At 75.1% G+C, this 26400-nt stretch carries 22 protein-coding genes; 9 read left to right on the forward strand and 13 right to left on the reverse strand.

Annotated elements, in window-relative coordinates; translation table 11 throughout:
- Nucleotides 1–406 precede the first annotated feature (406 nt).
- Nucleotides 407–1411: a stage II sporulation protein M gene (locus ACFVXH_RS40650; protein WP_049660346.1), complete on the reverse strand. Its 1005-nt coding sequence runs from the start codon at nucleotides 1409–1411 to the stop codon at nucleotides 407–409.
- Between the two features lie 320 nt (nucleotides 1412–1731).
- On the opposite strand from ACFVXH_RS40650, the gene ACFVXH_RS40655 reads away from it, so the two are divergent.
- The gene (locus ACFVXH_RS40655; protein WP_387831183.1) at nucleotides 1732–2763 is read left to right on the forward strand and encodes an RDD family protein; all 1032 of its coding nucleotides are present in this window, start codon (nucleotides 1732–1734) and stop codon (nucleotides 2761–2763) included.
- Nucleotides 2764–2820: 57 nt separating this feature from the next.
- On the opposite strand, the gene ACFVXH_RS40660 is transcribed toward ACFVXH_RS40655, so the two are convergent.
- On the reverse strand, nucleotides 2821–3459 hold the full coding sequence (locus tag ACFVXH_RS40660; protein ID WP_074003857.1) for a hypothetical protein: 639 nt from the start codon (nucleotides 3457–3459) through the stop codon (nucleotides 2821–2823).
- A gap of 108 nt (nucleotides 3460–3567) precedes the next feature.
- Here ACFVXH_RS40660 and ACFVXH_RS40665 point away from each other — a divergent pair, with 108 nt between their 5' ends.
- Both ACFVXH_RS40665 and ACFVXH_RS40670 read left to right on the forward strand, forming a co-directional pair.
- Nucleotides 3568–4080 (forward strand): SigE family RNA polymerase sigma factor, encoded by a 513-nt coding sequence (locus ACFVXH_RS40665; protein WP_049661338.1) that lies wholly within the window; start codon nucleotides 3568–3570, stop codon nucleotides 4078–4080.
- Nucleotides 4077–5102, forward strand: a complete 1026-nt coding sequence (locus tag ACFVXH_RS40670; RefSeq protein WP_387831184.1) for a hypothetical protein — start codon at nucleotides 4077–4079, stop codon at nucleotides 5100–5102. The genes ACFVXH_RS40665 and ACFVXH_RS40670 overlap by 4 nt, the downstream gene beginning before the upstream one ends.
- Nucleotides 5103–5174: 72 nt before the next feature.
- Here the strand turns inward: ACFVXH_RS40670 and ahcY are convergent, their stop codons facing one another.
- From ahcY to ACFVXH_RS40700, 6 genes are all read right to left on the reverse strand, one after another.
- Complete coding sequence (gene ahcY, locus ACFVXH_RS40675) at nucleotides 5175–6623, reverse strand: adenosylhomocysteinase (RefSeq protein ID WP_049659437.1); 1449 nt, start codon at nucleotides 6621–6623, stop codon at nucleotides 5175–5177.
- Between the two features lie 369 nt (nucleotides 6624–6992).
- Nucleotides 6993–7970 (reverse strand): cation diffusion facilitator family transporter, encoded by a 978-nt coding sequence (locus tag ACFVXH_RS40680; protein WP_387831185.1) that lies wholly within the window; start codon nucleotides 7968–7970, stop codon nucleotides 6993–6995.
- Between the two features lie 79 nt (nucleotides 7971–8049).
- Nucleotides 8050–9300 (reverse strand): SIS domain-containing protein, encoded by a 1251-nt coding sequence (locus ACFVXH_RS40685; RefSeq protein ID WP_387831186.1) that lies wholly within the window; start codon nucleotides 9298–9300, stop codon nucleotides 8050–8052.
- 96 nt (nucleotides 9301–9396) lie between these two features.
- Nucleotides 9397–9579, reverse strand: coding sequence for a Trm112 family protein (locus ACFVXH_RS40690; RefSeq protein ID WP_049659271.1), 183 nt, complete (start codon nucleotides 9577–9579; stop codon nucleotides 9397–9399).
- A gap of 144 nt (nucleotides 9580–9723) precedes the next feature.
- Complete coding sequence (locus tag ACFVXH_RS40695) at nucleotides 9724–11109, reverse strand: phosphomannomutase/phosphoglucomutase (protein ID WP_387831187.1); 1386 nt, start codon at nucleotides 11107–11109, stop codon at nucleotides 9724–9726.
- Between the two features lie 128 nt (nucleotides 11110–11237).
- A complete protein-coding gene (locus ACFVXH_RS40700) occupies nucleotides 11238–11603 on the reverse strand; it encodes a DUF3499 domain-containing protein (RefSeq protein WP_049659269.1) in 366 nt (121 codons plus the stop codon).
- A 164-nt stretch (nucleotides 11604–11767) separates the two neighbouring features.
- Between ACFVXH_RS40700 and ACFVXH_RS40705 the strand changes: the two genes are divergently transcribed.
- Entirely contained in the window at nucleotides 11768–12220 is a 453-nt protein-coding gene (locus ACFVXH_RS40705; protein ID WP_049659268.1) for a metallopeptidase family protein, read from the forward strand.
- 51 nt (nucleotides 12221–12271) lie between these two features.
- Here the strand turns inward: ACFVXH_RS40705 and ACFVXH_RS40710 are convergent, their stop codons facing one another.
- From ACFVXH_RS40710 to ACFVXH_RS40720, 3 genes are all read right to left on the reverse strand, one after another.
- Nucleotides 12272–14053: a DUF5719 family protein gene (locus ACFVXH_RS40710; protein WP_387831188.1), complete on the reverse strand. Its 1782-nt coding sequence runs from the start codon at nucleotides 14051–14053 to the stop codon at nucleotides 12272–12274.
- A 6-nt stretch (nucleotides 14054–14059) separates the two neighbouring features.
- Nucleotides 14060–17917: a glycosyltransferase gene (locus ACFVXH_RS40715; RefSeq protein WP_387831189.1), complete on the reverse strand. Its 3858-nt coding sequence runs from the start codon at nucleotides 17915–17917 to the stop codon at nucleotides 14060–14062.
- A 225-nt stretch (nucleotides 17918–18142) separates the two neighbouring features.
- Nucleotides 18143–18415: a WhiB family transcriptional regulator gene (locus tag ACFVXH_RS40720; protein WP_030062195.1), complete on the reverse strand. Its 273-nt coding sequence runs from the start codon at nucleotides 18413–18415 to the stop codon at nucleotides 18143–18145.
- A gap of 623 nt (nucleotides 18416–19038) precedes the next feature.
- On the opposite strand from ACFVXH_RS40720, the gene ACFVXH_RS40725 reads away from it, so the two are divergent.
- Genes ACFVXH_RS40725 through ACFVXH_RS40735 form a run of 3 tightly spaced genes read left to right on the forward strand, consistent with a single transcriptional unit; the run spans nucleotide 19039 to nucleotide 22009 of the window.
- Nucleotides 19039–19719, forward strand: coding sequence for a cysteine dioxygenase family protein (locus ACFVXH_RS40725; protein ID WP_234348590.1), 681 nt, complete (start codon nucleotides 19039–19041; stop codon nucleotides 19717–19719).
- A 41-nt stretch (nucleotides 19720–19760) separates the two neighbouring features.
- Nucleotides 19761–20720 carry a 2-phospho-L-lactate transferase gene (cofD, locus tag ACFVXH_RS40730; RefSeq protein ID WP_387831190.1) on the forward strand — a complete coding sequence of 320 codons (960 nt, stop codon included), beginning with the start codon at nucleotides 19761–19763 and terminating at the stop codon, nucleotides 20718–20720.
- A complete protein-coding gene (locus ACFVXH_RS40735) occupies nucleotides 20717–22009 on the forward strand; it encodes a coenzyme F420-0:L-glutamate ligase (RefSeq protein WP_387831191.1) in 1293 nt (430 codons plus the stop codon). Before cofD ends, ACFVXH_RS40735 begins: the two co-directional genes overlap by 4 nt.
- Nucleotides 22010–22024: 15 nt before the next feature.
- Here ACFVXH_RS40735 and ACFVXH_RS40740 read toward each other — a convergent pair whose 3' ends face one another.
- Complete coding sequence (locus tag ACFVXH_RS40740) at nucleotides 22025–22936, reverse strand: DNA-3-methyladenine glycosylase (RefSeq protein ID WP_049657265.1); 912 nt, start codon at nucleotides 22934–22936, stop codon at nucleotides 22025–22027.
- An 85-nt stretch (nucleotides 22937–23021) separates the two neighbouring features.
- Complete coding sequence (locus ACFVXH_RS40745) at nucleotides 23022–24149, reverse strand: peptidoglycan recognition protein (RefSeq protein ID WP_387831192.1); 1128 nt, start codon at nucleotides 24147–24149, stop codon at nucleotides 23022–23024.
- Between the two features lie 104 nt (nucleotides 24150–24253).
- Between ACFVXH_RS40745 and ACFVXH_RS40750 the strand changes: the two genes are divergently transcribed.
- Both ACFVXH_RS40750 and ACFVXH_RS40755 read left to right on the forward strand, forming a co-directional pair.
- Nucleotides 24254–25045: a TIGR03089 family protein gene (locus tag ACFVXH_RS40750; RefSeq protein WP_380741186.1), complete on the forward strand. Its 792-nt coding sequence runs from the start codon at nucleotides 24254–24256 to the stop codon at nucleotides 25043–25045.
- 36 nt (nucleotides 25046–25081) lie between these two features.
- A complete protein-coding gene (locus ACFVXH_RS40755) occupies nucleotides 25082–26374 on the forward strand; it encodes an LCP family protein (RefSeq protein WP_387831193.1) in 1293 nt (430 codons plus the stop codon).
- The last annotated feature ends 26 nt before the right edge of the window (nucleotides 26375–26400 follow it).

Here is a 26400-nt window from a genome sequence, read left to right on the forward strand (position 1 = left end):
CACGCTGTTGAGTTCTCAAGGAACGGACGCTTCCTTCGGACCGCCTTCCAGCGGACCCTCCGGGCTTCGTTCTTTCGTGTTTCCAGCTTACCAGACGTTTTCCGCTCCGTTTACCGGCGCTTCATTCATCCGATTCCCACTGGGGGGATTTCCTGCGAACTTCGTTCCGAAGCCTATCAAGGCTTTCGGAGTGATCCGTCCGTGGGATTTTGCTTCGTCAGAGGACGCGTATTCCGTGGAACACGCTCGCCTCGATTCGGCGGTGTCGTAGACACTAACGCCCGGGACCGACCGTTGTCCAGTCAGTCCCAACCGTTCAAACCTACTAGCCCACCCTCACCACGTCAATGGTTTTGGCCGGACGAGTAGAAGACTAGCAGGTCAGAGACCTGTCGATCACATCGGCTCAGGCCGCGACGGGCTGGAGGTCCGCCCGGTCGGCCGCGTCCAGATCGCCGAACTCCCCGTCCCCGGCGGCCCGCCGGCCCAGCACCAGGGCATAGAGGAGGAAGGCCGCCTCGGCCAGCACACCGATGGAGATGCGGGCCCAGGTCGGCAGGCCGGACGGGGTCACGAAGGCTTCGAGGACGCCGGAGACCGCCAGGACCGTCGCCAGGCCGATCGACATGCCGATGATCGCGCGGCCCTGTTCCGCCAGGGCCACCGAGCGGGTGCGCGGGCCGGGGTCGATGACGGTCCAGCCGAGGCGCAGCCCGAGGCCGCCGGCCACGAAGACCGCGGTCAGCTCCAGCAGGCCGTGCGGGATGAGCAGGCCGAGGAAGACGTCGAGGCGACCGGCGGAGGCCATCAGCCCGACGCCGATGCCGAGGTTGAGCACGTTGGTCCACATCACGTAGAGCACCGGAATGCCCAACGCGATCCCGAACAGCAGGCACTGCACGGCGATCCAGGCGTTGTTCGTCCAGACCTGTGCCGCGAAGGAGCTGGCCGGCCGGTCCGAGTAGTACGTCTCGTACTGGCCGCCGGGGCGGGTCAGCTCCTGGAGGTGTTCGGGCGCGACCAGGCTGTTGCGGACCTCGGGGTGGGTGGCCATCCACCAGGCGAGCAGTGCGGTGGCGACCATCGAGACCACCGCCACCGGCACCCACCAGCGGCGCGAGCGGTAGAGCGCGGCCGGGAAGCTCACCGTGTAGTAGCGGGCGACGTCCTGCCAGCCGTTGGTCCGGGCGCCGGTCACCGCGCTGCGGGCGCGGGAGACCAGGCCGGTCAGCCGGCTCACCAGGGCCGGGTCCGGCGCGGCGGCCTGGACCTTGGCGAGGTGTCCGGTGGCGCGCTGGTAGAGCGTGACCAGCTCGTCGGCCTCCTCCCCGCCGAGCCGGCGCCGGCGGGCGAGGGCGTCCAGTCGGGCCCACTCCCCCTGGTGGGTGGCGACGAAGACGTCCAGGTCCATTTCGGCGGCTCCATAGATCGGCGGCGTGCGCGGACGTGCGTGCACGGGCGGGTCCGCGGGCGGGCGGGTCCGGGCTGGCGGGTCCGGGCGGACACGCGCGGCCCAGCATGCCAGCAGCGGCCGCCGCCCCGGCCGTCGGGATCTCACTTCCCGTGCGCCCACCGGGCCCCGTATGTTTGCGGCTGCGGATCAGACTGCGGAGAGCGCGTCACGGGGAGCCGGTCCGGGGTGGTTCCCTCCCCCGGCACCGCCGCCCTCCCAGGCGCCGGATCCCCATGGGCGAGCCGTACCGGCTCCAAGAACGTGAACGGACAGGTGTCTTGAGCGACCTGGTGACGGGTGAGGCGGTCGTCCTCGGCCTGCAGACGGCGAAGCTTCCGAGCAGGGCCCTGGCGATCGTGATCGACCTGCTGGTGGAGTTCGCCGCCCTGCTGGTGTTCACGCTGCTGCTGAGCCTCGCGCTGATCGGGCTCGACGGCGCGGCCCTGGCCGCCACGATGATCGGCCTGATGGTGTTCTTCCTGGTCGCCGTGCCCGTGATGGTCGAGACCCTCACCCGCGGCCGCTCGCTCGGCAAGGCCGCGCTCGGCCTGCGCGTGGTGCGCACCGACGGCGGGCCGGTGCGCTTCCGGCACTCGCTGGTGCGCGGGCTGGTCGGCTTCTTCGAGATGATCGTGCTGACCGGCGCCCCGGCCGTGATCACCTCGGCGGTGCACTCGGACGGCAAGCGGCTCGGCGACATCTTCGCCGGGACGGTGGTCGTCCGCGAGCGCACCCCGGGTGCGGGCGGCTCCGCCACCCCGCTGCCGCCGGTGCACCCGCACCTGCTCCAGTCGATGGGCCACGAGCTGGTCGCGATGGACCTGTCCGCGGTGCCGGAGCCGCTCTGGCTGGCCGTCCGCCAACTGCTCGGCCGGACGAGCCAGTTGGACCCGGCGGTGATGCACCGGATGTCCACCCGGCTGGCCGAGGACCTGTCCGCCCTGATCGGCCACCCGATCGCGCCGGGGCTGCACCCGGCGGCGTACCTGGGCGCGGTGCTCACCGAGCGCCAGCGGCGGGAGTGGACCCGGGCCCAGCAGCAGCTGTGGGCGGCCGGGCCGATACCCGGCCGACCGGTACCCGCCCAGGTGCCCGCCCAGGTGCCCGCTCCCCGCCCGGCCTCCGGTCCGCTCCCCGCGCCGGCTCCGACCGGCCCGGCCGACGGACGGCCCGTCCGGGTCCTCGGCCTGCCGGCCCAGCAGCCCGCGCCCACGGCTCCCCCGGCCCCCGCCGCGGCCCCGGCAGCCGCACCGACCGCCCCGTCCTTCGACAAGCCCGCCGCCGGCAGCGGCTTCGCCCCGCCCGCCTGAGGCGAACCGCCCCGGCCGCAGCAGCCCTGCCGCACGGGCCCCGGCCGCGAAGGCCCGCTACTCCTCCTCCGCCCCCACCCGCCAGGCGTTCGGCGGCGACTCCAGCTCCTCCAGCTCGATCCCCTCCGCCGCCAGCACCACATCGCCCGCCAGGTGCACGACCTGCTGCTCACCCGTCTCCAGGTCCGCCACCTGGTACCGCTCGACCAGCAGCGGCCCCGAATCCGTCTCGTGGGTGTCGACGCCCTCCAGCAGCCACCCCTGGTCGAGGGTGCGCGGCGCCAGCACCGGCTCGGTGAAGGCCACCAACCGCACCCGCGCGCTCGCCCCCTCCCGCAGCCGCAGCAGCCGGGCGGTGGCGACCAGGAAGCCCGGCGAGCGGCCGGTGAAGGCGTGCGCCCGGTCGTGGCCCTCCGCCGCGTGCTCGCCGCCGGGGTCGGCCGCGTCGGTCCGGACCCAGGCCACCCCGTCCACCGCCCCGCCGCGCACCTGCCAGCCGCCGGCCCGCAGCTCCAGCCGCAGCGGCCGGGCGCGCGAGTCCAGCGTCAGGTCGGTGCTGCCGAGCACCCGGCCGTCCGGCGCGTAGGTCTTGGAGACGTACCTCCACCCGGCCGCCCCGGGGGCGCAACTGAAGCGCTCCTCCCCGAGCGGGACGTGGTCGTGCGGGTCGTGGAGCGAGTACCGGCCGTTGGGCATGCCGGAAAGCCTACGTGCGCGGTTCGCGTGCAACGTTCCGGCCGGTGCCCGCATTAGAGGGGCGGACGGCGCGCCGGTGCGCCGCCACCACGACGAGAGGGGGTGCGGATGGCGAAGCAGACGCGCGACGTGGAGTTCACGGAGTACGTGGCCTCCAGGAGCGGCTGGCTGCGCAAGGTCGCCTATCTGCTGTGCGGGGACTGGCACCGGGCCGACGACCTGGTGCAGGAGTGCGCGACCAAGCTGTACGTGAACTGGTCGCGGGCCGGCCGGGTGGAGAACCTGGACGGCTACGCCCGCAGGGTGCTGGTCAACACCTTCCTCGCCGAGCAGCGCTCGTCCTGGTGGCGGCGGACGTCACGGACCGCGGCGCCGGTGGACGTGGCGTCGGTGGCCGCCGACCTCGACGCCCGGCTCGACCTGCGCAAGGCGCTGGCCGCGCTGCCGCCCAAGCAGCGGGCCACCGTGGTGCTCCGGTACTACTGCGACCTCACGGTCGATCAGACCGCCGATGCGATGAGCTGCTCCTCGGGCAATGTGAAGAGCCAGACCTCACGGGCGCTCGCCACCCTCCGGACGACGCTCTCCCCCCGTCCCACCACCGCCGAGAGGACGTCATGAGGTCGCACGAGCAGCGTGATCTGACCGCCCGGCTGAGCGCCCTCGCCGAGGCCCCGGCACCGCCCGCCGCACTCGACACCTCGGCGGTGATCGCCCGCGGCCGGGTCCGGCTGCGCCGCCGCCGGCAGGCCCTGGTCGGTGTGGTGGCCGGGTCGACCGCCGCCGTCCTGGCCGGCGTCCTGCTGCTGCGCCCGGCCGGGGCGCCGCCCGCGCCGGCCGTCCCCGCGCCCACCGCCCCGGTCTCGCTCGCGCCGTCCCCGACGGCCGCGCCGACCCCGGCGGCGCGGACCGGTCCGCTGAGCGCCGAGGCCCGCTTCGGCTGGCTGCCGTCGTGGCTGGCCCGGCCGGCCGTCGGCTACGCGAACAGCGACAGCCGTTCCGTCGCCACCGCGGCCACCACCACCGCCGTCCTCAACGCGACCCCCGCCCTGAAGCTGGAGCTGCTGCGCGGCCCCGGCGAGTCCCTCGCCCCCGGACAGCACACCGCCCCCGCGCCCCCGGTCGCCGGCCGGGAGGCCCAGTGGCTGCTCACCGACGCGTCGGGGTCCCTGGGCGGGCTGCGCTGGCTGACCGCCTCCGGCCGCTGGGCCCAGCTGACCGCCACCCTGTGGTTGGACGCGAAGGTCCAGGACGACCTGCTCCGGGTCGCGGCCGGCGCCGAGTTCGGCAGTCGGGACGTCCCGTTCCCGGTGCGCCCGACCGGCCTGCCCGCCGACCTCGGGCTGCGGAACGCCGAGGTCCACCGGCCCACCAGGGACTCCGAGCCCCCGTGGAGCGCCATCCTGTCGTACACCGTCGGCGACAAGTGGCTGAGCGTCACGGTCCAGCCGGACGGCTTCGGGAAGTTCGCGGACGGCCGGCCGAACGGCGGCACCCCGGTGTGCCGGGTCGAGAAGGGCGTCCAGCTCTGCGCCAACGGCACCGCGGCGGGACTCCCGTCCGTCCAGGGGGCCGGCGGACTGGCGGGTCTGCTCGAGCGGTTCGAGGTGCTCGGCGCGGACGAGGCCTCCTGGACCCGCTGAACCGCCCCGGCGGAACGCCGACGGCCGGCGCCCCCGGAGGGGAGGGCGCCGGCCGTCGGATCCGCTGATCGGTCAGTAGCGGTACTGCTCCGACTTGAACGGGCCCTCGACCGGGACGCCGATGTAGTCGGCCTGCTCCTGGCTCAGGGTGGTCAGCTTCACGCCCAGCGCGTCGAGGTGCAGGCGGGCGACCTTCTCGTCCAGGTGCTTCGGCAGCACGTAGACGCCGATCGGGTACTGCTCGGTCTTCGTGAACAGCTCGATCTGGGCGATCGTCTGGTTGGCGAAGGAGTTGGACATCACGAAGGACGGGTGGCCGGTCGCGTTGCCCAGGTTCAGCAGGCGGCCCTCGGAGAGGACGATGATGGTGCGGCCGTCGGCCTTGCGCCACTCGTGGACCTGCGGCTTGACCTCGGTCTTCACGACGCCGTCGAGCTTGGCCAGGCCGGCCATGTCGATCTCGTTGTCGAAGTGGCCGATGTTGCCGACGATGGCCTGGTGCTTCATCCGGGCCATGTGCGAGGCCATGATGATGTCCTTGTTGCCGGTCGTGGTGATGAAGATGTCGGCGATCTCCACGACCTCCTCCAGGGTGGTGACCTGGTAGCCGTCCATCGCCGCCTGCAGCGCGCAGATCGGGTCGATCTCGGTGACGATCACGCGGGCGCCCTGGCCGCGCAGCGACTCGGCGCAGCCCTTGCCGACGTCGCCGTAGCCGCAGACGACCGCGACCTTGCCGCCGATCAGGACGTCGGTGGCGCGGTTGATGCCGTCGATCAGCGAGTGGCGGCAGCCGTACTTGTTGTCGAACTTCGACTTGGTGACCGAGTCGTTGACGTTGATGGCCGGGAACAGCAGCTGGCCGTCACGGTGCATCTCGTACAGGCGGTGGACACCGGTGGTGGTCTCCTCGGTCACGCCCTTGATCGTGGAGGCGACCTCGGTCCACTTGTTCGGGGTGTCCTTGAGGGTGCGGTTGAGCAGCTCCAGGATGATCCGGAACTCGTCGTTGTCCGCGGTGGACGGGTCCGGCGCGACGCCGGCCTTCTCGAACTCGACGCCCTTGTGGATCAGCAGGGTGGCGTCGCCGCCGTCGTCCAGGATCATGTTCGGGGTCTTGCCGTCAGGCCAGGTCAGGGCCTGCTCGGTGCACCACCAGTACTCCTCCAGGGTCTCGCCCTTCCAGGCGAAGACCGGCACGCCCTGCGGGTTCTCCGGGGTGCCCTCCGGGCCGACGGCGATGGCGGCGGCCGCGTGGTCCTGGGTGGAGAAGATGTTGCAGGAGCACCAGCGGACCTCGGCACCGAGCGCCGTCAGCGTCTCGATCAGCACGGCGGTCTGGATGGTCATGTGCAGCGAGCCGGTGATGCGGGCGCCGGCCAGCGGCTGCGCCTCGGCGTACTCGGCGCGGATCGCCATCAGACCGGGCATCTCGTGCTCGGCCAGCTGGATCTCCTTGCGGCCGAACGGCGCCAGGGAAAGGTCGGCGACCTTGAAGTCACCGGTGATGTCGGTCGACATGCGTCTGCTCCTCGCTGATGGGGGTGGGGCCATAGGTCCGGGCGTGCGTCGCGTGCGTCAGGCCGTACGGGTGCACGGCCACGCCGGGACCGCCGGGTCCGTGGTGGTGGACCGGCTTCCCGTTGCGCAGCACAAACCGTCGGAGGACCTCTCTCCCTCGACCGGCGCGCGCCCCGCGGGGTGCGGACCGCCGATCGACCGCCATCAGCAGCGACGTTCTGGCTCTGGTGACGAATCTACACCGATGGCCCCGTCGGCCGTCCGACGATGACCGATTTCGGCCCCCGGTCCGACCCGCTCTCAAGCCGGGCCCCAGGACGGGCCGGCGCGCGGAACGGGTCGGTCAGCGGGTCGGGGGCGCGGGAGGGGTCAGTGCGCGCCGCCCGGGCCGGGGCCGCCGGGCGTGGCGGCCGGGTCGTCGCCCGCCGCGGCCTTCTCGGCGCTGTACACGTCGGGCTCCAGGTAGATCGCCCGGGCGATCGGGACGACGGCGCGGACCCGCGCCTCGGCGGCGTCGATCGCCTCCGCGACCCGGGCGGCGCTGTCCTCCGCGTTGACGGCGATCTTGGCCGCGACCAGCAGCTCCTCCGGGCCGAGGTGCAGGGTGCGCATGTGGATCACCCGGGTGACCGCCTCGCCGTCCACCAGCGCCTCCCGGATCCGGCGCACCGAGTCCTTGTCGGCCGACTCGCCGAGCAGCAGCGACTTGGTCTCCAGGGCGAGCACCACGGCGATCACCACCAGCAGGAGGCCGATGCACAGGGTGCCGATGCCGTCCCAGACGCCGTCGCCGGTGATCACGGTGAGCCCGACGCCGAACAGCGCGAGCACCAGGCCGATCAGCGCGCCGGTGTCCTCCAGCAGCACCACCGGCAGCTCCGGCGCCTTGGCGGTGCGGATGAACTGGGTCCAGCTCTGCTTGCCCCTCGCCTTCTCCGACTCCCGCACCGCGGTGAGGAAGGACCAGCCCTCCATGCCGATGGCGAAGACCAGCACGCCGACCGCCCAGCCCCAGGAGTCCAGCGCCTCCGGATGGCTGATCTTGTGCCAGCCCTCGTAGACCGCGAACAGGCCACCGACGCTGAACAGCACGATGGCCACCAGGAAGCCGTACACGTAGCGCTCGCGGCCGTACCCGAAGGGGTGCTCCTCGTCGGCCGCCCGGCGCGCCCGCTTGCCGCCGACCAGCAGCAGCACCTGGTTGCCGGAGTCGGCCACCGAGTGCACGCCCTCGGCCAGCATCGAGGAGGAGCCGGTGAAGCCGAAGGCGGTGAACTTGGCCACGGCGATCGCCAGGTTCGCGGACAGCGCCGCGATCAGTGCCTTGGTACCGCCTTCGGTGCTCATGCTTCCAGGTCCTCACGGGTCGGTCGGCGTCGTCGAGCGCTTACCGTACCGGCCCCGGGGGCCCGACCGGCCGACCGTCTCAGGACTGCGCGGCGGCGAGCCCCAGGTAGACGGCGGCGAAGTCGGTCAGCGCGACCAGGTCGGCCAGCGCGTGCAGCGCGTCCGGCCGGGTGCTCGCGTACTCGGTCAGCCGGACGTCGTGCGCGGCGGCCAGCCGGTGCGCCCGGGAGACGCCGAAGCTGCGCGGCCCGGCGTCCTCCTCCGGGACCTCGGCCGGGCCGTCCTGCTCGTCCGGCGCCGCCGGGCCGGCCGCGCCGGGGGCGTGCCGCAGCAGCAGGACCTGGAGGTGCAGCGGGTCCGGCTCCTCGACCCGGTCGCGGAAGAAATCGTCCGGATCGGCGCCCGCGCCCAACTGCCCGGTGAACATGCCGCGGTGGGCGGTGAGCACCTGCGGCAGCGGCCCGGCCAGCGCCGGGCGCCCGGCCCGGTCGGCCAGCTGGGCGGCGAACCGGGTGGCGGCCGCCCCGGCGATCGGGCCCTCGGCCCACAGCAGCGGGACGGTCCCGGCCAGCCGGGCGGCCAGGCCCTTCGCCGGGTTGGTGTACGCGGCGGCGTCCGGGCGGCAGCGCACCGCGGCGGCGTCCAGCAGGTCGGCGAGGGCCGGCAGCGCGTCGTACGGGAGCTGGGTGAGGCCGATCTTCTGGGCGAGCGCCAGCAGCGGGGCGAGGTGGGACCAGAGCGCCGCCGGGTCCTCGGCCGGCAGGTCCGGCTCGACGGCCGTCACGGGCGCGAGGTCCTCGGGCAGCACCGAGGCCACGAAGGGCAGCGGCAGCGCGCGCACCTGCAGCGCGGCCCCGGCCAGCGCGCTGCCGGCCGGGGCGGTCACCACGATCGCGCAGCCGCGCGCGTACGCCTGCTCGGCGAGGGCGACCAGGCCCTGCTCGCCGCCGTCGGCGGAGCTGATCACCAGCAGGTCCAGCGGGCCGGCCCAGCCGGGCAGCTGCCAGCCGAGCCCGGCGGTGAAGGCGGGCGGGGCGCCGGCCCGGTCGGCGCGCGGGGCGGCCGCCTCGGTCGGCGGCAGCGGGGTGACCAGGGAGCCCGTGCCGGCCAGCGCCGAGAGCATCTCGGCGGCGGTCAGCGCGCTGCCGTGCCCGGCGACCAGGACGGCACGCGGGCGGCCGTCCGGACGCAGCCGGTCGAGGCCGGCCGCCTCGGCCTGCCGCAGTGCGGTGCGGACCCGCGCACCGGCACCGGCCAGGGCCAGCAGGGCGCGGTCGTGGTCGGCGCGCTGGAGCGCGGCCGGGTCGTCGAGCAGGGTGTCGTCGAGCATGCGGCGAACCTCCGGCTGCGGTCCTGGACGGTCGGTCGGGGCGGGCTGCGTCCCGGGGCTCATCCCGGGGCTTCGTCCCGGGCGTCGCCCCCAGGATCAGGCCGGGCGGCGGGCCTCGTCCACCAGGAGGACCGGAATGCCCTCGCGGACCGGGTACGCGAGGCCGCAGTCCGCACCGGTGCAGACCAGCTCGGGCTGCTCCTCGGTGCCGCCCTCGACGAGCGCGGCCCGGCACTGCGGGCAGACCAGGATCTCCAGCAGGAAGGATTCGAGCTTCATGGGGCTCTCCAAGGTTCGGGGGTGGCACGGAGGTGCCCCGGCCGATAGGAAACCCTACCGGCCGGGGCACCGGGGCCCGTGCTCAGGCGCTCCGCGCGGGCGGGGGCCCGGGCGGGGGCCAGGGCTCGGCGTCGGGCGAGGGGCTCAGCCGCGGACGACGGCGAGCACGCCGTCGCGCAGCTCGGCCATCTTCGCCGGGTCCTTGGCCTCGACGTTCAGGCGCAGCAGCGGCTCGGTGTTGGAGGCGCGCAGGTTGAACCACCAGTCCGGGCCGGCCACGGTCAGTCCGTCCAGCTCGTCCACCGTGGTGCCCTCCCCGCCCGCGAAGGCGGCGCGGACGGCGGCGGTGCTGGCGGCCTGGTCGGCCACGGTGCTGTTGATCTCGCCGGAGGCGGCGTAGCGGTCGTACTCGGCGGTGAGCCCGGACAGCGCGGACGGCTGCCCGCCGAGCGCGGCCAGCACGTGCAGCGCGGCCAGCATGCCGGTGTCGGCGCGCCAGAAGTCGCGGAAGTAGTAGTGCGCGGAGTGCTCGCCGCCGAAGACGGCGTCGGTCTCGGCCATCTCCTGCTTGATGAAGGAGTGGCCGACCCGGGTGCGCACCGGCTTGGCGCCGAGCTCGCGGACCACCTCGGGGACGGTCCAGGAGGTGATCAGGTTGTGGATGACGGTCGGCTCGGCCTCGCCGGCGGCCCGGGCGCGGGCGATCTCGCGGACGGCGACCAGGGCGGTGATCGCCGACGGGGAGACCGGCTCGCCGCGCTCGTCCACGACGAAGCAGCGGTCGGCGTCGCCGTCGAAGGCCAGGCCCACGTCGGCGCCGACCTCGCGGACCTTCGCCTGGAGGTCGACCAGGTTCTTCGGGTCGAGCGGGTTGGCCTCGTGGTTCGGGAAGGTGCCGTCCAGCTCGAAGTACATCGGGACGAGCTCGATCGGCAGGCCGTCGAAGACGGTCGGCACGGTGTGGCCGCCCATGCCGTTGCCGGCGTCCACCACGACCTTGAGCGGGCGGATCGCGGTGAGGTCGACCAGGCCCAGCAGGTGGTCGGCGTAGCCGCGCAGGGTGTCCTGGGCGGACAGCGCGCCCGGCTTCACGTCCCTGGCCGGGACGGTGACGGTGTCGTCCTCGGCGGTCCAGGACTCGACCAGCTCGCGGATCTCGGACAGGCCGGTGTCCTGGCCGACCGGGGCGGCGCCGGCCCGGCACAGCTTGATGCCGTTGTACTGGGCCGGGTTGTGGCTGGCGGTGAACATCGCGCCGGGCAGGTCGAGCTTGCCGCTGGCGTAGTACAGCTGGTCGGTGGAGCACAGCCCGATCTGCACCACGTCGGCGCCGTAGGCCGCGGCGCCCTCGGCGAAGGCCAGGCTCAGCGACGGCGAGGAGGGCCGCATGTCGTGCCCGACCACGATCGCGGTCGCGCCGGTGACCTGCACGAACGCGGCACCGAAGGCCCGGGACAGGCTCTCGTCCCACTGGTCCGGGACAACGCCTCGGACGTCGTACGCCTTCACGAGCTGCTTGAGGTCGCGCACTGCGGCTCCACCCTGGTTTTAGGACTGATCACGATTCGTCGCGGCCACCGCGCGTCGGTCGACGGGCGCGGTGACGGTAGACGGGCAGCGTACCCGGGCCGGACGAACGCCCCGTGCCGGGAAGGGTGTCAGTTGTCGGGCGAGCGCAGCACCCGGAGGTGGCCGCGACGGCCGCCCTCGGTGGACTCGCCCTCGAAGCCGCGGCCCTGACGGGGGGTCTGCGGGCGGGCGGCCTCGCGCACGGCGTTGGCCAGCGCCTCCAGGTCGTCGCTGCTGCGGCGCAGCGGCCCGGCCTCGGCGGCGAGCCGGACGACCTCCCAGCCGCGCGGGGCGGTGAGGCGCTCGGCGTGCTCGGCGCACAGGTCGTAGCAGTGCGGCTCGGCGTAGGTGGCGAGCGGCCCGAGGACGGCGGTGGAGTCCGCGTAGACGTACGTCAGCGTCGCGACGGCCGGCCGGCCGCACGCGGTCCGCGAACAACGACGTACAGAGCTCACGAGGGTGGACGGTACCGCACTCCCCGCCGGGGAGCGAAGACCGCCTGCCCGGAGGGGGTGCCGTGTCGCCCCGCGGGCGCCGGGTCCGCGTATCCGACGCCCCGTGCGATTCCCGGTCGGAGTGGTCCACTTCCGACCGTCCAAGGACTACCCTCGGCAGTGATATGGACAGCTCCGCACCGCAGTCATCGACAGGCCCGGCGCGCCGCCCCCGGCACCGCGACCGGCACGGGCGGGGCCTGCGCGGCCCGCTGGCGCCGCCCCAGGTGCCGATCTCGCTCACCCGCTCCGAACTGTTCGACGACTACGTGCGCGAGTCGGTGGAGCGCCTCGAACGGCGTTGGCCGCAGTTGATCGAGGTGGAGTTCGCCGTCCAGGAGGTGCCGCTGCACGAGCCGGACGGCGCCGACGCCGAGGACGGCGTGCCGCTGGGGCGGGTGTCGCCGGGCCAGCAGGGGCGCAAGAGCCAGATCGTGGTGTACCGGCGGCCGGTGGAGATCCGGGCGAAGACCCGGGAGGACCGCGCGGCGCTGGTGCACGAGATCCTGATCGAACAGGTCGCGGAGCTGCTCGGGCTGTCGCCGGACGCCATCGACCCGCGCTACGACGAGGACTGAGACGGGTCGGGGCCCGCGCCGGGTGTCCGGCGCGGGCCCCGCTCGGCGCGCTCAGCGCAGGACGACGCCCGGGTCCTGGCCGGCCTGCGGGACCTTGACGGTGCTGCGGTCGTCGCGCAGCGCCTGGACGGTGAACATCGGCACGTCCTTGGCCGGCAGGGAGAGCATCCGGGCGGCCACCACCGGGCCGCCGGAGACGGTCTCCACGGTGAGCGCGAAGACGCCGTTCAGCCCGGCGGGCTCGGGCGCCGGGAGGGCGACCGTGCCGCCGGCCGGCAGCTGGACCTCCTTGGTGGCCGGGGTGCCGCCGCCGCTGCCGGCCGAGGCGGTGACCCGGACGGTGGCGGCCTCGCCGCTGGAGGTCAGGTAGAGCGTGGAGGCGCCGGCCCGGTTGTCGGCGACGGTGGCGCGGGCGCCGACCGGGTCGCTGCCGGTCAGCCAGGCCGCGTCGGTCTTGCCGTTGGCCGCCGCCCGGTCGACCCGCAGCCCGGCCACGACCGGGGTGCGGTGCTTGTCGTCGCTGGGCGACAGCCGCAGCCCGGCGACCTCGTCCCGGGTGAGCTTGCCGAGGTCGACGGCGGCCACCATGCCCGCCTTGACGTGGATCGACTCGTTGCCGGCCGGGCTGAACCAGCCGTTCTTGCCGGACAGCTGGATCTTCAGGTCGGCGTCGTCCTCCGGCGGCGCCCAGACCACCAGGCGGGCGGAGGCGGTGTCGGCGGGCAGGCCGGGCATCACCTGGACCGGGGCCGGGGCGTCCGAGGCGGGGACCCAGTCGGCGCCCTTGCCGCCGTCGGCGGCGTGCAGCGCGGCGCCGACCCGCCCGGAGCGCACCACCACGTGCACCGCGAGGTCGGCGACCGCGCCCTTGGTGAGGGTCGACAGCAGGACGGCCTGGGAGCTGCCGGGCGAGACGGTGATCCCGTTGGCGGCGTCGTTGTCGATCAGGCCCTTGTCGCCGTACAGCTTGATGTCCACCACTGCGGCGGCGGACTCGGTGTTGACCAGGCTGAGGTAGTCGACCCGGTCGGCGGCGGTGCTGGCCCCGGCGAACCAGAAGCTGGTCGCGGCCGGGGTGCAGGTGAGGCCGGACAGGCCGAGGCCGCGCTGCTCGGTGACCACCGTGGTCTGGGTGACGGTGAAGCCGGGGGCGAGGGCGCCGGTGGCGACGGCCCCGGTGCCGGGCGCGGCGTCGCCGTTGGCGGCCGGGCCGGTGGCCGGGGTGCCGGGCTTGGGTACGGTCAGCCGGGCGTCGGCGGGCGCCGCGTTCTTGTCCTGGACCGGGGCGCCCGGGGCGCCCGAGCCGGTCGGGGCCGGGGTGGCGGCGGCCGGGGCCGCGGGGGCGGTGGTCGGCTGGGCGGCGGGCACGGCGGGCGCGGCCGCGTCGGAGAGCCAGCCGGCCCCGCCGGTGGCGGAGCCCGTCCCGGGCGGGGTGTAGGCGGTGAGCGTGGTCGAGCCGGTCAGGCCCTGGACCGGCTGCGGGCAGACCACCGAGGTCCGCTCGACCTGCGCGGTGGTCGCGGCGGCTCCGGTGCCGGCCTTGGCCGGGGCGGCCGGCGGGCGCACCTGGGCGATCCCGAACACCGCCGCGAGCACCACGGCCGCGGCGAGCAGGGACTGGGTGGTCTTCGCCGCCCCGCCGGACCCGGCTGCTCCGGCCCCCTCGGCTCCCCCTGCTCGCCCGGCTCCTCCGGCTCGCCCGGCGAGCGGGCCGCGGCCGCGGCCGGGGCGGGACGTCCGGGCCGGGCCGGACGGCTCCGCCGCGACGGCGGGCCCGGTCGGCTCGGCGGGCGAGCCGGCGCCGGACTTCTTCCTGAATGCGGGCTTCTTCATCGCGGGTCAGCTCCCCGATCCGTGCTGGTGCGGGTACCGGCCGGGGCCGTTGGGGTCGTTCGGGTCGTACGGGGCCTCGCCCTGCGACTGGCCGGGCAGCCAGGGCTGCTGCTGCTCGGGCTGCTGCCCGCCGTCGTAGCCGTGGACCTCGTAGTACGGCTGCTGCTCGGGCTGGTACGGCTGCTCGTAGCCCTGCTGCCGGCCGTACCCGTGGGCGTCGTACCCCTGGGTGTCGTAGCCCTGGCCGCCGTACGGCGCGGCGACCGGCTGCTGGGCCGCGTACTGGTCGTAGCTGTACGGGTCGGCCTGCTGGTACGCCTGGTACGGGTCCGTGTACTGCTCGGCGTCCTGGATGGCGGCGGCCGCCTGGACGGCGCCGGTCACCGGCTCGGAGCTCGGCTGGGCCGGGATCGCGCCCGGCCGGTCGTACACCCCGGACTCCTCGGCACCGCCCTCGGCGCCCTCCGCGCCCTCGCCGCGCTCGGCCATCCGGCGGGCCCGGCGGCTGCCGGGGGCGGGGGCCTGCGCCTGGGCGGCGGCGGCCAGCGCGGCGGTGGCGACGGCCTCCTCCGGCAGGTCGTCGTCCTTGTGGCTGCGGCGGCCGGGCAGGGCCAGCACCAGGATGGTGAGGCCGAGCAGCACCTGGGCCCAGATCCAGCCGGTGTGGGCGGCGCCGCCCTCGCGGGTGACGGCCAGCTTGCCGCCGGCGGCCGGGAGCTTGAAGCCCTGCGCCCAGCCGTCGACCGTGGTGGGCTCCAGCGCGGTGCCGTTGACGGTGGCCTTCCACTCCGGGGCGGCGGACTCGGCGAGCCGCAGCACCCGGCCGTCCGGGCCGGCCGCGACGGTGGCGGACAGGTCGCGGGCCCCGGACGGGACGACCACCGGGGTGGCCCCCGGGGCGGTGATCACCGCGCGGACCGCGGGGGTGCCGTTGACCTGCCAGAGCGCGGCGGCGCCGTCCTGGTTGGCCTTGACCAGGCCGGGGGTGGTGTCCAGGACGTCCTTGAAGGCGTCGATCACCGGCTGCTGGACCAGCACGTAGGCGATGCCGTAGCCGGCCAGGGCGCTCGCCTGGTCGGCGCCGGAGCCTGCCAGCAGGCTGCCGACCATCTTGTTCAGGCCGTCCTGGGTGCCGGTCGCCGGGTCGACGGTGGACTCGGCCTGGCCGAGCGTCAGACCGGCGCCGCGCAGCACGGTGTAGCGGACCGCGCCGCCGCCCTTCTCCCCGGTGACGACCAGGGTGCGGGCCCGGTCGGTGGTGCCGGCCTCCTCGGCGATGAACGCGGGGACCTGGTCGGCCTGGCCGCGGTGCAGCGGGCCGCCGGCGCCGGTCAGCGCCCACCACAGGCCGGTGCCCAGCGGGGCCAGCACGGCCGAGGCCACCACCAGGGCGGCCACCGGCTGGCGCCAGCCGAAGGCGATCCCGGCGACGCGGGCGTTGGCGCCGTCGGCGCCGATCGCGGCGGCGGCGAGCAGGGCGAGCCCGGCGATCAGGGTCGCCGGGCCGGTCCAGGCGGGCACCGCCGGACCGCCGGAGGCCGGGGTGACGGAGGTGCCCGCCACCACGACCGAGAAGACCAGGCCGGCGCCGGCCGCGCCCCAGGCGACGAGCACCGCACGGCGGCGGTCGGCGCGCAGCAGCGCGGCCAGCGCGGCCAGCACGACACCCGCCGAGAGCCAGACCGGCGGCACCCCGGCGCCGCCCGGGTTGACCAGCAGCAGGCCGGCCGCGCTCGCGCCGGTGCCGTGCAGACCGGGCAGCCCGGCCTCCAGCAGCAGCCACTGCGGGTGCGACAGCACCTTGAGCGACCACGGGGCCAGCACCGCGACCGGCACCGCCAGGATCACCAGGACGCGCAGGCCGAGCGGCCGCAGCGCCGCGCCGCCGGAGCCGAAGGCGCTGCCGCGCAGCACCCCGACGACCAGCATCGCCAGGCAGAGCGGCACCGCGAGCGCCCACGTTATCGGGACGAAGGCGGTGGCCAGGGTGAGCAGCAGGACGGTCATCCAGACCGGGCGCCAGCCCGGGCGGGCGCCCTTGGCGGCGCTCTCGGCGCGGATGCCGAGGCCGGCCGCGATGGCGGCGGCGCGGGCCAGCGGCGGCAGCAGCACGGCGAGCACGGCGGTGCCGATCCGGCCCTGGGCGAGCGCGCCGGTCGCGGCGGGCAGCAGCGCGTAGGTGGCGCTGGCCCAGGCGCGGACCAGCTTGGAGTCCAGCAGCGGCCGGGACACCAGGTAGGCGCTGACCGCGGACAGCGGGACGGAGAGCACCACGAGCAGGGTGAGCGCGAGGTCGGCGTGGTCGAACAGGATCCAGGAGAGCACCGCGAGCACGCCGAGGTACGGCGGTGCGGCGGCGGTGGACCCGGTGCCGACCGGGTGCCAGGCGTCCGCGTACATCGACCAGAGGCCGCCGGCCCCGTCGGCCGCCGGCAGCAGGGCGCCGCCGAACAGCTCGCCGCTGCCGAGCAGGCCGCGGCAGGCGATCAGGGCGAACACCAGCAGGGCCGCGAACAGCACCGGCGCCGGGCGCCGGGCGAGCTTCTTGAGCAGGGCGAACTGCTCGACGACCAGGTCCTCGGCGTCCTCGTCGCCGCCGGCCTCGGCCGAGCCGTGCCGGCCGGTGTCGTCGCCGCCCCCTATCCCGAGCGAGCCGACGACGCCCTCGACCGCCAGCCGGGTGGTGGCGCCGGGGGCCGGGAAGAGCGTGCGGTCGTCCAGGGCGTCCGCCGACCGGGACTTGGCGCGGCGTTTGCGCCCGGCCAACAGCCGTGGGAAGCGGACGAGTTCGTGGCCGAGGCCGGCGAGTTCGTCGAAGGCCTGGCGCGGGTCCTTGCCGAGCAGGTTGGTGACGGCCCGCAGCAGGGTGCCGAGCACCAGCCGCAGCAGGACGTAGGGGAAGAGCGCGCCCTTGCAGTTGGTGAGCAGGGTGTAGACGGCGCCGGCCTTGTCCATCCGGTGCGGGTGGGCGGGGCCGCAGTCGATCGCCCGGCGCTCGCGGGCGGCCGCCTCGGCGTGCCGCAGCACGGCGTCGGGGGCGACCACCACGCGGTGGCCGGCGGCGTTGACCCGCCAGCAGAAGTCGGTGTCGTCCCGCATCAGCGGGAGGGCCCGGTCGAAGCCGCCGAGCTCCTCGAAGACGTCCCGGCGCACCAGCATGCCGGCGCTGGAGACCGCGAGCACCGGGCGGACCTGGTCGTGCTGGCCCTGGTCCTGCTCGCGGCGGTCGAGGCCGGTCCAGCGGCGGCCGGAGCGGGCGATGGTGACGCCGACCTCGAGGAGCTGGCGGCGGTCGTACCAGCTGCGCAGCTTGGGGCCGACCACGGCGGCGCTGGGGGTGGAGTCGGCGACCTGGAGCAGTCGGCGCAGGGCGTCGGTCTGCGGCTCGCAGTCGTCGTGCAGCAGCCAGAGCCACTCGACCGGCCGGGTCTCGCGCGGGCCGCCGCGGCCGAGGTCGTCCTCCTGGGCGAGCGGGTCGCCGAAGTCGTCCCAGCCGCCGGTGACCGGGTCGTAGCCGGAGGGGTCGAGCCGGTACGGGAGGTCCTCCGGGCGCAGGGGCGCGCTGCCCGCCACGGCCTCGTGGACGGCGGTGCCGAAGCCGGCCCGGCGGCCGAGGACCAGCGGTCCGCTCTCGGGCAGCCAGTCGGCGAGGGTGTCCGCGAGCAGTTGCGGAGAGTTGTCGGTGGATCCGGTGTCGACCGCGAGGACGCGCTGGACCTGGCGGTCCTGACCGAGCAGGCCGGCCATGGCCCGCGGGAGCCAGCGGGCGCCGTCGTGCGAGACGATCACGGCGGTGACCAGGTGGCGCGGATAGGCGGGCGGCCGGGAAGCGGTGGAGCCGCTCTGGTGGCTGTAGACGGTCATCGCGTGCGCGGGCCCCAGTTCTCGGTGGACACAGCCGGTGAACGGCAACCGGATGGCGCACCACACTAACGGCTCCGGGTGGCCGCTTCGTCCGGGGTGTGCGTGCGGGGACGGTGAAGGGGCCCCGGGAACACGAAAGCGCCCCACCACCGCGGTGAGGCGCCCGTACAGCTGTGCGGTTGTCCGTCGCTGTCGAAGGGTCAGCGGGGGGCGGGGGCCGCCCGGTCAGACCGCGCTCTTCTTGAGCCGACGGCGCTCGCGCTCGGAGAGGCCGCCCCAGATGCCGAAACGCTCGTCATTGGCGAGGGCGTACTCCAGGCACTCGGAACGGACCTCGCAGGCGAGGCAGACCTTCTTGGCCTCGCGGGTCGAGCCGCCCTTCTCGGGGAAGAAGGACTCGGGGTCGGTCTGGGCGCACAACGCGCGCTCCTGCCAGCCGAGTTCCTCCTCGTCCTCCGCGATGCCGTCCCCGATCAACAGCTCAAAGAGCTCGCTCATGTGGCGCGCCTCCTCTGCCCCTACTTGGCGTCCCCGTGGTTGCCGTTGCCTCGTGCGGCTGACGACACGAGTGAAATTACAGTTGCGTCACTCTGGCCCAGTCAAGCCGAGCTCTGGTATTGGGGCTGGGATTCACTCCCTGGCACCAAGCCGTTACGAATAGTGTACATATCCGGACACATCGGACCTTCCACCTCAAGGTCCTGAACGGTGCCGAACCATCCGCAACCATTCACCGGGTGACGCTCGGTCACCGTCACAGGCCGGTCATCGGCCTGCCTTCCCGGCGATCTTCCCATCGAAACATAGAGAGTGATGAATCACCCCATCAGGGAAAGATCCGGACCTAACCCACTCGAATGCCGCATCCTTCGGTTTGACACCGCCCCTGCGGATGCGGTGTCCTTGCTCCTATGTCAGAGTTCGCCAGCCCCCGGAGCGGTTCCACGCTCCGCCGTGCCGTGAACTCTTGTTGTCGCCTCTGTTCCTGCTGTATCTAGGCGCCCGCGTCCCACCGCGCGCCGCCCCCAGGAAGCACAGAGGCCGCCCGCGATTCCCGTCCCAGGACATCCCGGATCCGGCCGATCCCGACGAACCGGCCGACCCTTCCGAGGACGACTCCCGTGCGCATGATCCGCATCCGCAAGCGGAACCGCGACCGCAACAAGCTCTCCCGCCGTGGCCCCGCCACCGTCCGCACCGGCACCCCCGCCGACGCCCGGACCCGCCAGTGGGCCGACGGCCTCAGCGACGTCTCCATCGCCGGCGACCCGCTCGCCTTCCCGCACCTGGCGCGCACCGACCTGCCCGCCCACCCCACCACCGTCGCCGAGTACGCCCGGCTGGTGCGCGAGATCGCCGCCGACCGCTCCCGCTGGGAGCCGCTGGTCCGCTACGACGCGCTGACCCGCTGGTACGCCCGGCTGGAGACCGGCCCCGGCTACGAGGTCTGGCTGCTCAGCTGGCTGCCCGGGCAGTCCAGCGGCTTCCACGACCACGGCGAGTCCTCCGGCGTGATGAGCGTCGTCCGGGGCGAGCTGATCGAGCGCTCCCTCACCCTCCCCCAGCCCTCGGCCGGGGGCGACCCCAGCGGCGCGATCGCCCGCACCCTGCGGCCCGGCGGGCAGCGGGTGTTCTCCTCCGGCTACCTGCACGAGGTCGTCAACGGCGCGCTCGAACCCGCCGTCTCCATCCACCTCTACGCCCCCGGCCTGACCGAGATGAACCAGTACGGCGCCACCGCCGTCCCCGAGCAGCACCAGGAGCAGCACACCGGGCGGCAGGCGCAGGCCGGGTCGCACTGATCACGGCTGACGGAAAGTCGGACCGTGGCAGGATGAACCCCATGCGCATCGTGGCACTGGCAGGCGGAATCGGCGGGGCGCGCTTCCTGCGCGGACTCCTCGCGGCGGTCGGACCGCAGGACGAGATCACCGTCATCGGCAACACCGGCGACGACATCCACCTCTACGGCCTCAAGGTCTGCCCCGACCTCGACACCGTGATGTACACCCTCGGCGGCGGCATCCACGAGGAACAGGGCTGGGGCCGGACCGACGAGACCTGGTCCATCAAGGCCGAGATGAAGGAGTACGGCGTCGGCCCCGAGTGGTTCGGGCTCGGCGACCGCGACTTCGCCACCCACCTCGTGCGCAGCCAGATGCTCACCGCCGGGTACAGCCTCAGCCAGGTCACCGAGGCGCTGTGCGTGCGCTGGAAGCCGGGCGTGCGGCTGCTGCCGATGAGCGACGACCGGGTCGAGACCCACGTGCGGATCACCGACGAGCAGGGCACCCGGGCGGTCCACTTCCAGGAGTACTGGGTCCGGCTGCACGCCGAGGTGGACGCCGAGGCGATCGTCCCGGTCGGCGCGGACACCGCCAAGCCCGCGCCCGGCGTGCTGGAGGCGACCGCCGAGGCGGACGTCATCCTCTTCCCGCCGTCCAACCCGGTGGTCTCGATCGGCACCATCCTCGCCGTCCCCGGCATCCGGGAGGCGGTCGCCGCCGCGCCCGCGCCGGTGGTCGGGCTCTCCCCGATCATCGGCGGGGCGCCGGTGCGCGGCATGGCCGACAAGGTGCTCGCCGCCGTCGGCGTCGAGGCCACGGCGGAGGCGGTCGCGCTCGACTACGGGCCGGCGCTCGTCGACGGGTGGCTGGTGGACACCGTGGACGAGGCCTCGGTGGCCGCCGTCGAGGCCGCCGGGATCGCCTGCCGGGCCGTCCCGCTGCTGATGACCGACGTCGAGGCCACCGCCGAGATGGCGCGGGCGGCGCTCGCGCTGGCCGAGCAGGTGCGCAAGTGACGCTGGAGGTCCTCGGCGTCGACGGGCTGCCCGAGGTCACGGCCGGGGCGGACCTCGGCGAGCTCATCGCCAAGGCGGGGACGTACCAGGACGGCGACATCCTGCTGGTCACCTCGAAGATCGTCAGCAAGGCCGAGGGCCGGCTGCTGCACGCCGCCGACCGCGAGGCCGCGATCGACGCCGAGACCGTCCGGGTGGTCGCCCGGCGCGGGCCGGTCCGGATCGTGGAGAACCGCAACGGCCTCGTCATGGCCGCCGCCGGGGTCGACGCCTCCAACACCGCCCCCGGCACCGTGCTGCTGCTGCCCGAGGACCCGGACGCCTCCGCCCGCGCGCTGCGGGCCCGGCTCCAGCGGCTGACCGGCCGCCGGCTCGCCGTCGTCGTGACCGACACCTTCGGCCGGCCCTGGCGCAACGGGCTGACCGACGTGGCGATCGGCGCCGCGGGCCTCTCCGTCCTGGAGGACCACCGCGGCCGCACCGACAGCCACGGCAACCGGCTGGAGATGACCGTCACCGCGACGGCCGACGAACTCGCCGCCGCCGCCGACCTGGTGAAGGGCAAGGCCAGCGGCGTCCCGGTCGCCGTCGTGCGCGGACTCGGACACCTCGTCACCGCCGAGGACGGCGACGGCGCCCGGCCGCTGGTCCGGCCCGCCGTCGACGACATGTTCCGGCTCGGCACCTCCGAGGCGCTGCGGCAGGCCGTCACCCTGCGGCGCACCGTCCGCTCCTTCACCACCGAGCCGGTCGACCCGGCCGCCGTCCGCCGCGCCGTCGCCGCCGCCGTCACCGCGCCCGCCCCGCACCACACCACGCCCTGGCGGTTCGTGCTGCTGGAGTCGGCGGACACCCGGGTCCGGCTGCTCGACGCGATGCTCGCCGCCTGGCAGCGAGACCTGCGCGAACTCGACGGCTGGGACGAGGCGAAGATCGCCCGGCGCACCGCCCGCGGCGACGTCCTGCGCGACGCCCCGTACCTGGTGGTGCCCTGCCTGGTGACGGACGGCTCGCACGACTACCCGGACCCGCGCCGGGCCACCGCCGAACGGGAGATGTTCACCGTCGCCGCCGGCGCCGCCGTGCAGAACCTGCTGGTCGCGCTCACCGGCGAGGGGTACGGCTCCGCCTGGGTCTCGTCCACCATGTTCTGCCGCGACACCGTGCGGGAGGCGCTGGACCTCCCGCAGGGGTGGGACCCGATGGGCGCCGTCGCCGTCGGCCGGCCCGCGGAGGCGCCGAAGGTCCGTCCGGAACGCGACGCGGGGGCCTTCATCACCGTCCGGTAGCGGCAGCCGCCGGGGTCAGCGGTGGCGGTGGTCGTTGGGAGTCAGCCGGGGGCCGTAGCGGGGGGCGTGGGCGGCCGTGGCCAGCAGGAGGCGGCAGACCCGGTGGCGCTGGGGGCGGTAGGGCTCCAGGAGCGCGAGCATCTGGGCGTCGTCGCTGCGGGGGCGGCCGGCCAGCGCCCAGCCGACCAGGTTGGGCAGGTGGAAGTCCCCGACCGAGACCGCGTCCGGGTCGCCGTTGCTGCGCTGCAGCGTCTCGGCGGCCGTCCAGGGCCCGATGCCGGGGACGGCGGTGAGGCGGGCGAAGGCCTCCTCGTGGCCCATGGCCGAGGCCTCCTCCAGCCGCGGCGCCAGGCGGACGGCGCGCACGACCGTGCCCGAGCGCTTCGGGTCCACGCCCGCCCGGTGCCACTCCCAGCTCGGCACCAGTGCCCACTCGCGGGCCGACGGCGCCACCCGCATGCCCTCGGCCGGGCCCGGCGCCGGGGTGCCGAAGTCCCGCAGCAGGAGGCGCCAGGCGCGGTAGGCCTCGTCGGTGGTGACCTTCTGCTCCAGGATCGCCGGGACCAGCGACTCCAGCACCAGGCCCGTCCTGGTCAGCCGGACCCCGGCGGTACGGCGCTGGGCGTCCCGCAGCGGGCCGGGCGGCAGGACCAGCGCCTCCGGGGCGTCCTCGGCACCGAGCAGGGCGGGGAGGCGGTCGAGGAGCCACTCCGCACCGGGGCCCCAGGCGCTCGCCTCGACCTCGCCGGCGGCCGGACGCGGCAGCACCCGCAGGGTGCCGATGCCGCCCGGAGTGCGGGAGGCGCGCCAGACGGCGCCGTCGCCGGTGCTGCGGTACGCCGGGTCGGCGGGGCCGCGGCGCAGCGGGAGCAGGGTGCGGGCGACGTCCAGCGGGAAGCCCGGGCGCCAGCGCCGTACCGCTTCCACCGCCGTCGCCTCCCGGGTCGCCTCCGGACATGAACGATACGCGGGGGGTCGGACAGCGCCGGCGGGACGGCGGAGGGCCCCGGGGTCAGCGGGTCTGGAGGCGGGCCGCCGCGGCGCGCAGGGCGGGGAGGCGGGCGTAGAGGGCGTTGCCGGGGCACTCGGTGTCGAAGGCGTCGCGGTGGCCGGAGACGGCGTCGAAGTCGACGGTGCTGCCCTTGGGGTAGCGGCTGGCGTCCGAGGAGGAGGTGAGGCGGGCGCGGCCGTCGGCGGGGCGGGCGGCGAGGCCGAGCTTCCAGGCGGCGAGGGCGGCGAGGCCGTCGAGGAGGGGGCGGGACGGCTGGTCGCCGGTGTAGGTGCCGAGGGCGGCGACGCCGGCGGAGTCGGTGTTGAAGCCGAGGGTGTGGGCGCCGTGGACGGGCTGGTCGACGCCGCCGGCCCGGCCCTCGTAGACGGTGCCGCAGCGGTCGACCAGGAAGTTGTAGCCGATGTCCCGCCAGCCGTTGGTCTTCACGTGGTACTGGTAGATCGCCCGGACCACCCGGGGCGCGTCGGCGCAGGCGTAGTCGGTGGTGGTGGCGGTGTGGTGGACGAAGACCTCGCGGACCGGGCCGGTGTATTCGAACTCCGGGTCGCGCAGCGACTCGTCGGCGCCCCAGCCGGCCCGGGTGACGATCCTCGGGCGCGGGGCCTGCCCCTTGGTCGGCCCGGCGGGCGGCGCGGTCGGCGGTTCCGCGGGCAGGGTCCGTACGGCGGCCGGGGCGGCGCCGTGTCCCGGGTCGACCAGGTCGAGCCGCAGTCCGGGCGGTGCTCCGGCGGGCCCGGGCCGGAACTCGACGGCGACGCCGTCGCTGCGGCCGGTCCAGAGCGGGGCGGTGGCGCCGTGCGCCGTGTGGTCGGGGCCGTCCTCGGCGTCGGCCTCCAGCCGGTGCCAGCCGCTCCAGCGGCCGGTGGCCGCGTCCCGGGTGCGGACCCGGAGCACCGCGCCGGCGAGGGCGTCCGCCGGGCCGTCCCAGCCGAGGCCGAGGAGTTCGAACGGTGCGGTGCCGCGCGGGGCGAGGCCGGTCCCGGCGGGCAGCGGGAGCGTGGTGGTGGAGCCGCCGCCGGCGAAGTCGTGGCGGCGCGGGGCGGACGAGGGGGTCGCACCGGCGGCGGGCTGGAGCAGGAGGGCGGCGGTGCAGCCGGCGAGCAGGGCGGCCGGAAGTGAGAGGCGCATAAACCGGATCGTCGCCGCAAACCGGACCGCCCGCCACGCCGCTCCGCGCCCGTTCGGCCGCCCCTCCCGACCTCCCACCCGAAGGCCGTAGGCTGGGGCGCACCATGACTGCGCCCTTCGCTGCCGACGCCCGCACCCCCGTCGAGCTGCTGCACGCATTCCTGCGCGGCGGCACGCCTTCGGTCGATCCCGCGGCCCCTCTGGTCACCTTCTACGACGACGCCACCGGCGAACGGGTGGAGCTGTCCGCCCGGACCTTCGACAACTGGGTGGCCAAGACGGCCAACCTCCTCCAGGACGAGCTGAACGCCGGCCCCGGCGACCGGGCGGCGCTGCTGCTGCCCGCCCACTGGCAGAGCGCCGTCTGGCTGCTGGCCTGCTGGTCGGTCGGGGTGACGGCGGTGCCGGGCGGCGACCCGGCCGCCGCCGACCTGGTGGTCAGCGGCCCGGACGGGCTGGAGGCCGCCCAGGCCTGCGAGGGCGAGCGGGTCGCGCTCGCCCTGCGTCCGCTCGGCGGCCGCTTCCCGCAGCGCCCGGACGGCTTCCTCGACTACGCCGCCGAGGTGCCCGGCCAGGGCGACCGCTTCGCCCCGTACTCCCCCGTCGCCCCGGAGGGGCCGGCGCTGGAGACCGCGGTGGACGGGCTGCCGCTGAAGCTGACGGGCGAGCAGACCGTGGCGCTGGCCCGGGAGGGGGCGGCACGGCTCGGCCTGAAGCCCGGCGACCGCGTGCTGTCCACCCTCTCGTACGACGACTGGACCGGTCTGGAGGCCGGTCTGCTGGCGCCGCTGGCGGCCGGCGCCTCGGTGGTGCTCTGCCGCAACTCGCAGACGCTGGACGCCGGGCAGTGGGAGAAGCGGACCGAATCCGAACGGGTGACACTGCGCCTCGGCTAACCCCCGGCCCGGGCCCGGCGGGTAGGGATCGCTGCCATGGCCGAGGACGACACCGAGCACCCCCCGACCGCCACTCCCCCGACGAACGGCGCGGCCCAGGACGGCCCGCCGACGGACACCCCTCCGGGCGGGAGCGGACGCCCGCGCAGGCGCCGGCGGTGGCTGATGATCACCGCCGGCGCCGTCGCGTTCCTGCTGGTCGCCACCGGGGTGCTGCTCTGGATCGCCTACCGCACGCTGGACGGCAACATCCGCGCGGACTCGGCCACCGACCGGCTGCTCGCCAAGCTGGAGGCCGAGCGGCCGAGCCGCACCGCCGGGGCGCGGGGCGCCGAGAACCTCCTGCTGATCGGCAGTGACGACCGCTCCGGCGCGAACGGCTCGTACGGCGGCGAGCCGGGCAGCCAGCGCTCGGACACCACGATCCTGCTGCACCTGGCCGCCGACCGCAGGCACGCGACGGCGGTCTCCGTGCCGCGGGACGTCATGGTCACCGTCCCGGCCTGCGAGAAGCCGGACGGCACCCGCAGCAGGCCCGCGCTGATGCAGTTCAACTGGGCCTTCGAGACGGGCGGTCCGGCCTGCTCGATCCGGGCCGTCGAGCAGTTGAGCGGCATCCGGATCGACCACTACGTGATCCTCGACTTCAGCGGCTTCAAGACGATGGTGGACGCGATCGGCGGGGTCGAGGTGTGCGTGCCGCAGCCGATCCACGACAAGGACGCCAAGCTCGACCTGGCCGCCGGCCGGCGGACCCTGCACGGCGAGCAGGCCCTCGGCTACGTCCGGGCCCGGGAGAGCCTGGGCGACGGCAGCGACACCCAGCGCATGGGCCGTCAGCAGCAGTTCCTGGCCGCGCTGATCCGCAAGGTGCAGTCGCAGGGCGTGCTGCTGAACCCGGCGAAGCTGTGGCCGGTGCTGGACGCCGCGACCTCCTCGGTCCGGGCGGACGGCGCGCTGTCCTCGCTCGGCGCGCTGTACGACCTCACCCAGGACCTGCGCGGCATCCCCTCGGCGGACGTGGTCTTCCTGACCGCGCCGCGCCGCCCGTACCGCTACGACTCGGACCGGGACGAGTTCGTGCAGCCGCAGACCGGCCAGCTGTTCGCGGCGCTGCGGGACGACCGGCCGGTCGCCGTCCGGCCGCCCGGGTCCACGCCGTCCCCGGGGCCGGTCCCGGGGGCGGGCCGCTCGCCGGCGGCGGGGCCGGGCGCCGGGACCCAGCCGACGGCCGAGGTGGCGGCGCTGGCGAACGCGTCACCCTCGGCGGGCGCCGCGCCCACCTTCGAGGGACGCACCGCCGACGTGGACGCCTGCGCCCAGCACTGAGCCGGGCACCCCCGGCCGCCCCGGCC

Source organism: Kitasatospora sp. NPDC058184, assembly GCF_042883725.1.
Taxonomy (GTDB): domain Bacteria; phylum Actinomycetota; class Actinomycetes; order Streptomycetales; family Streptomycetaceae; genus Kitasatospora.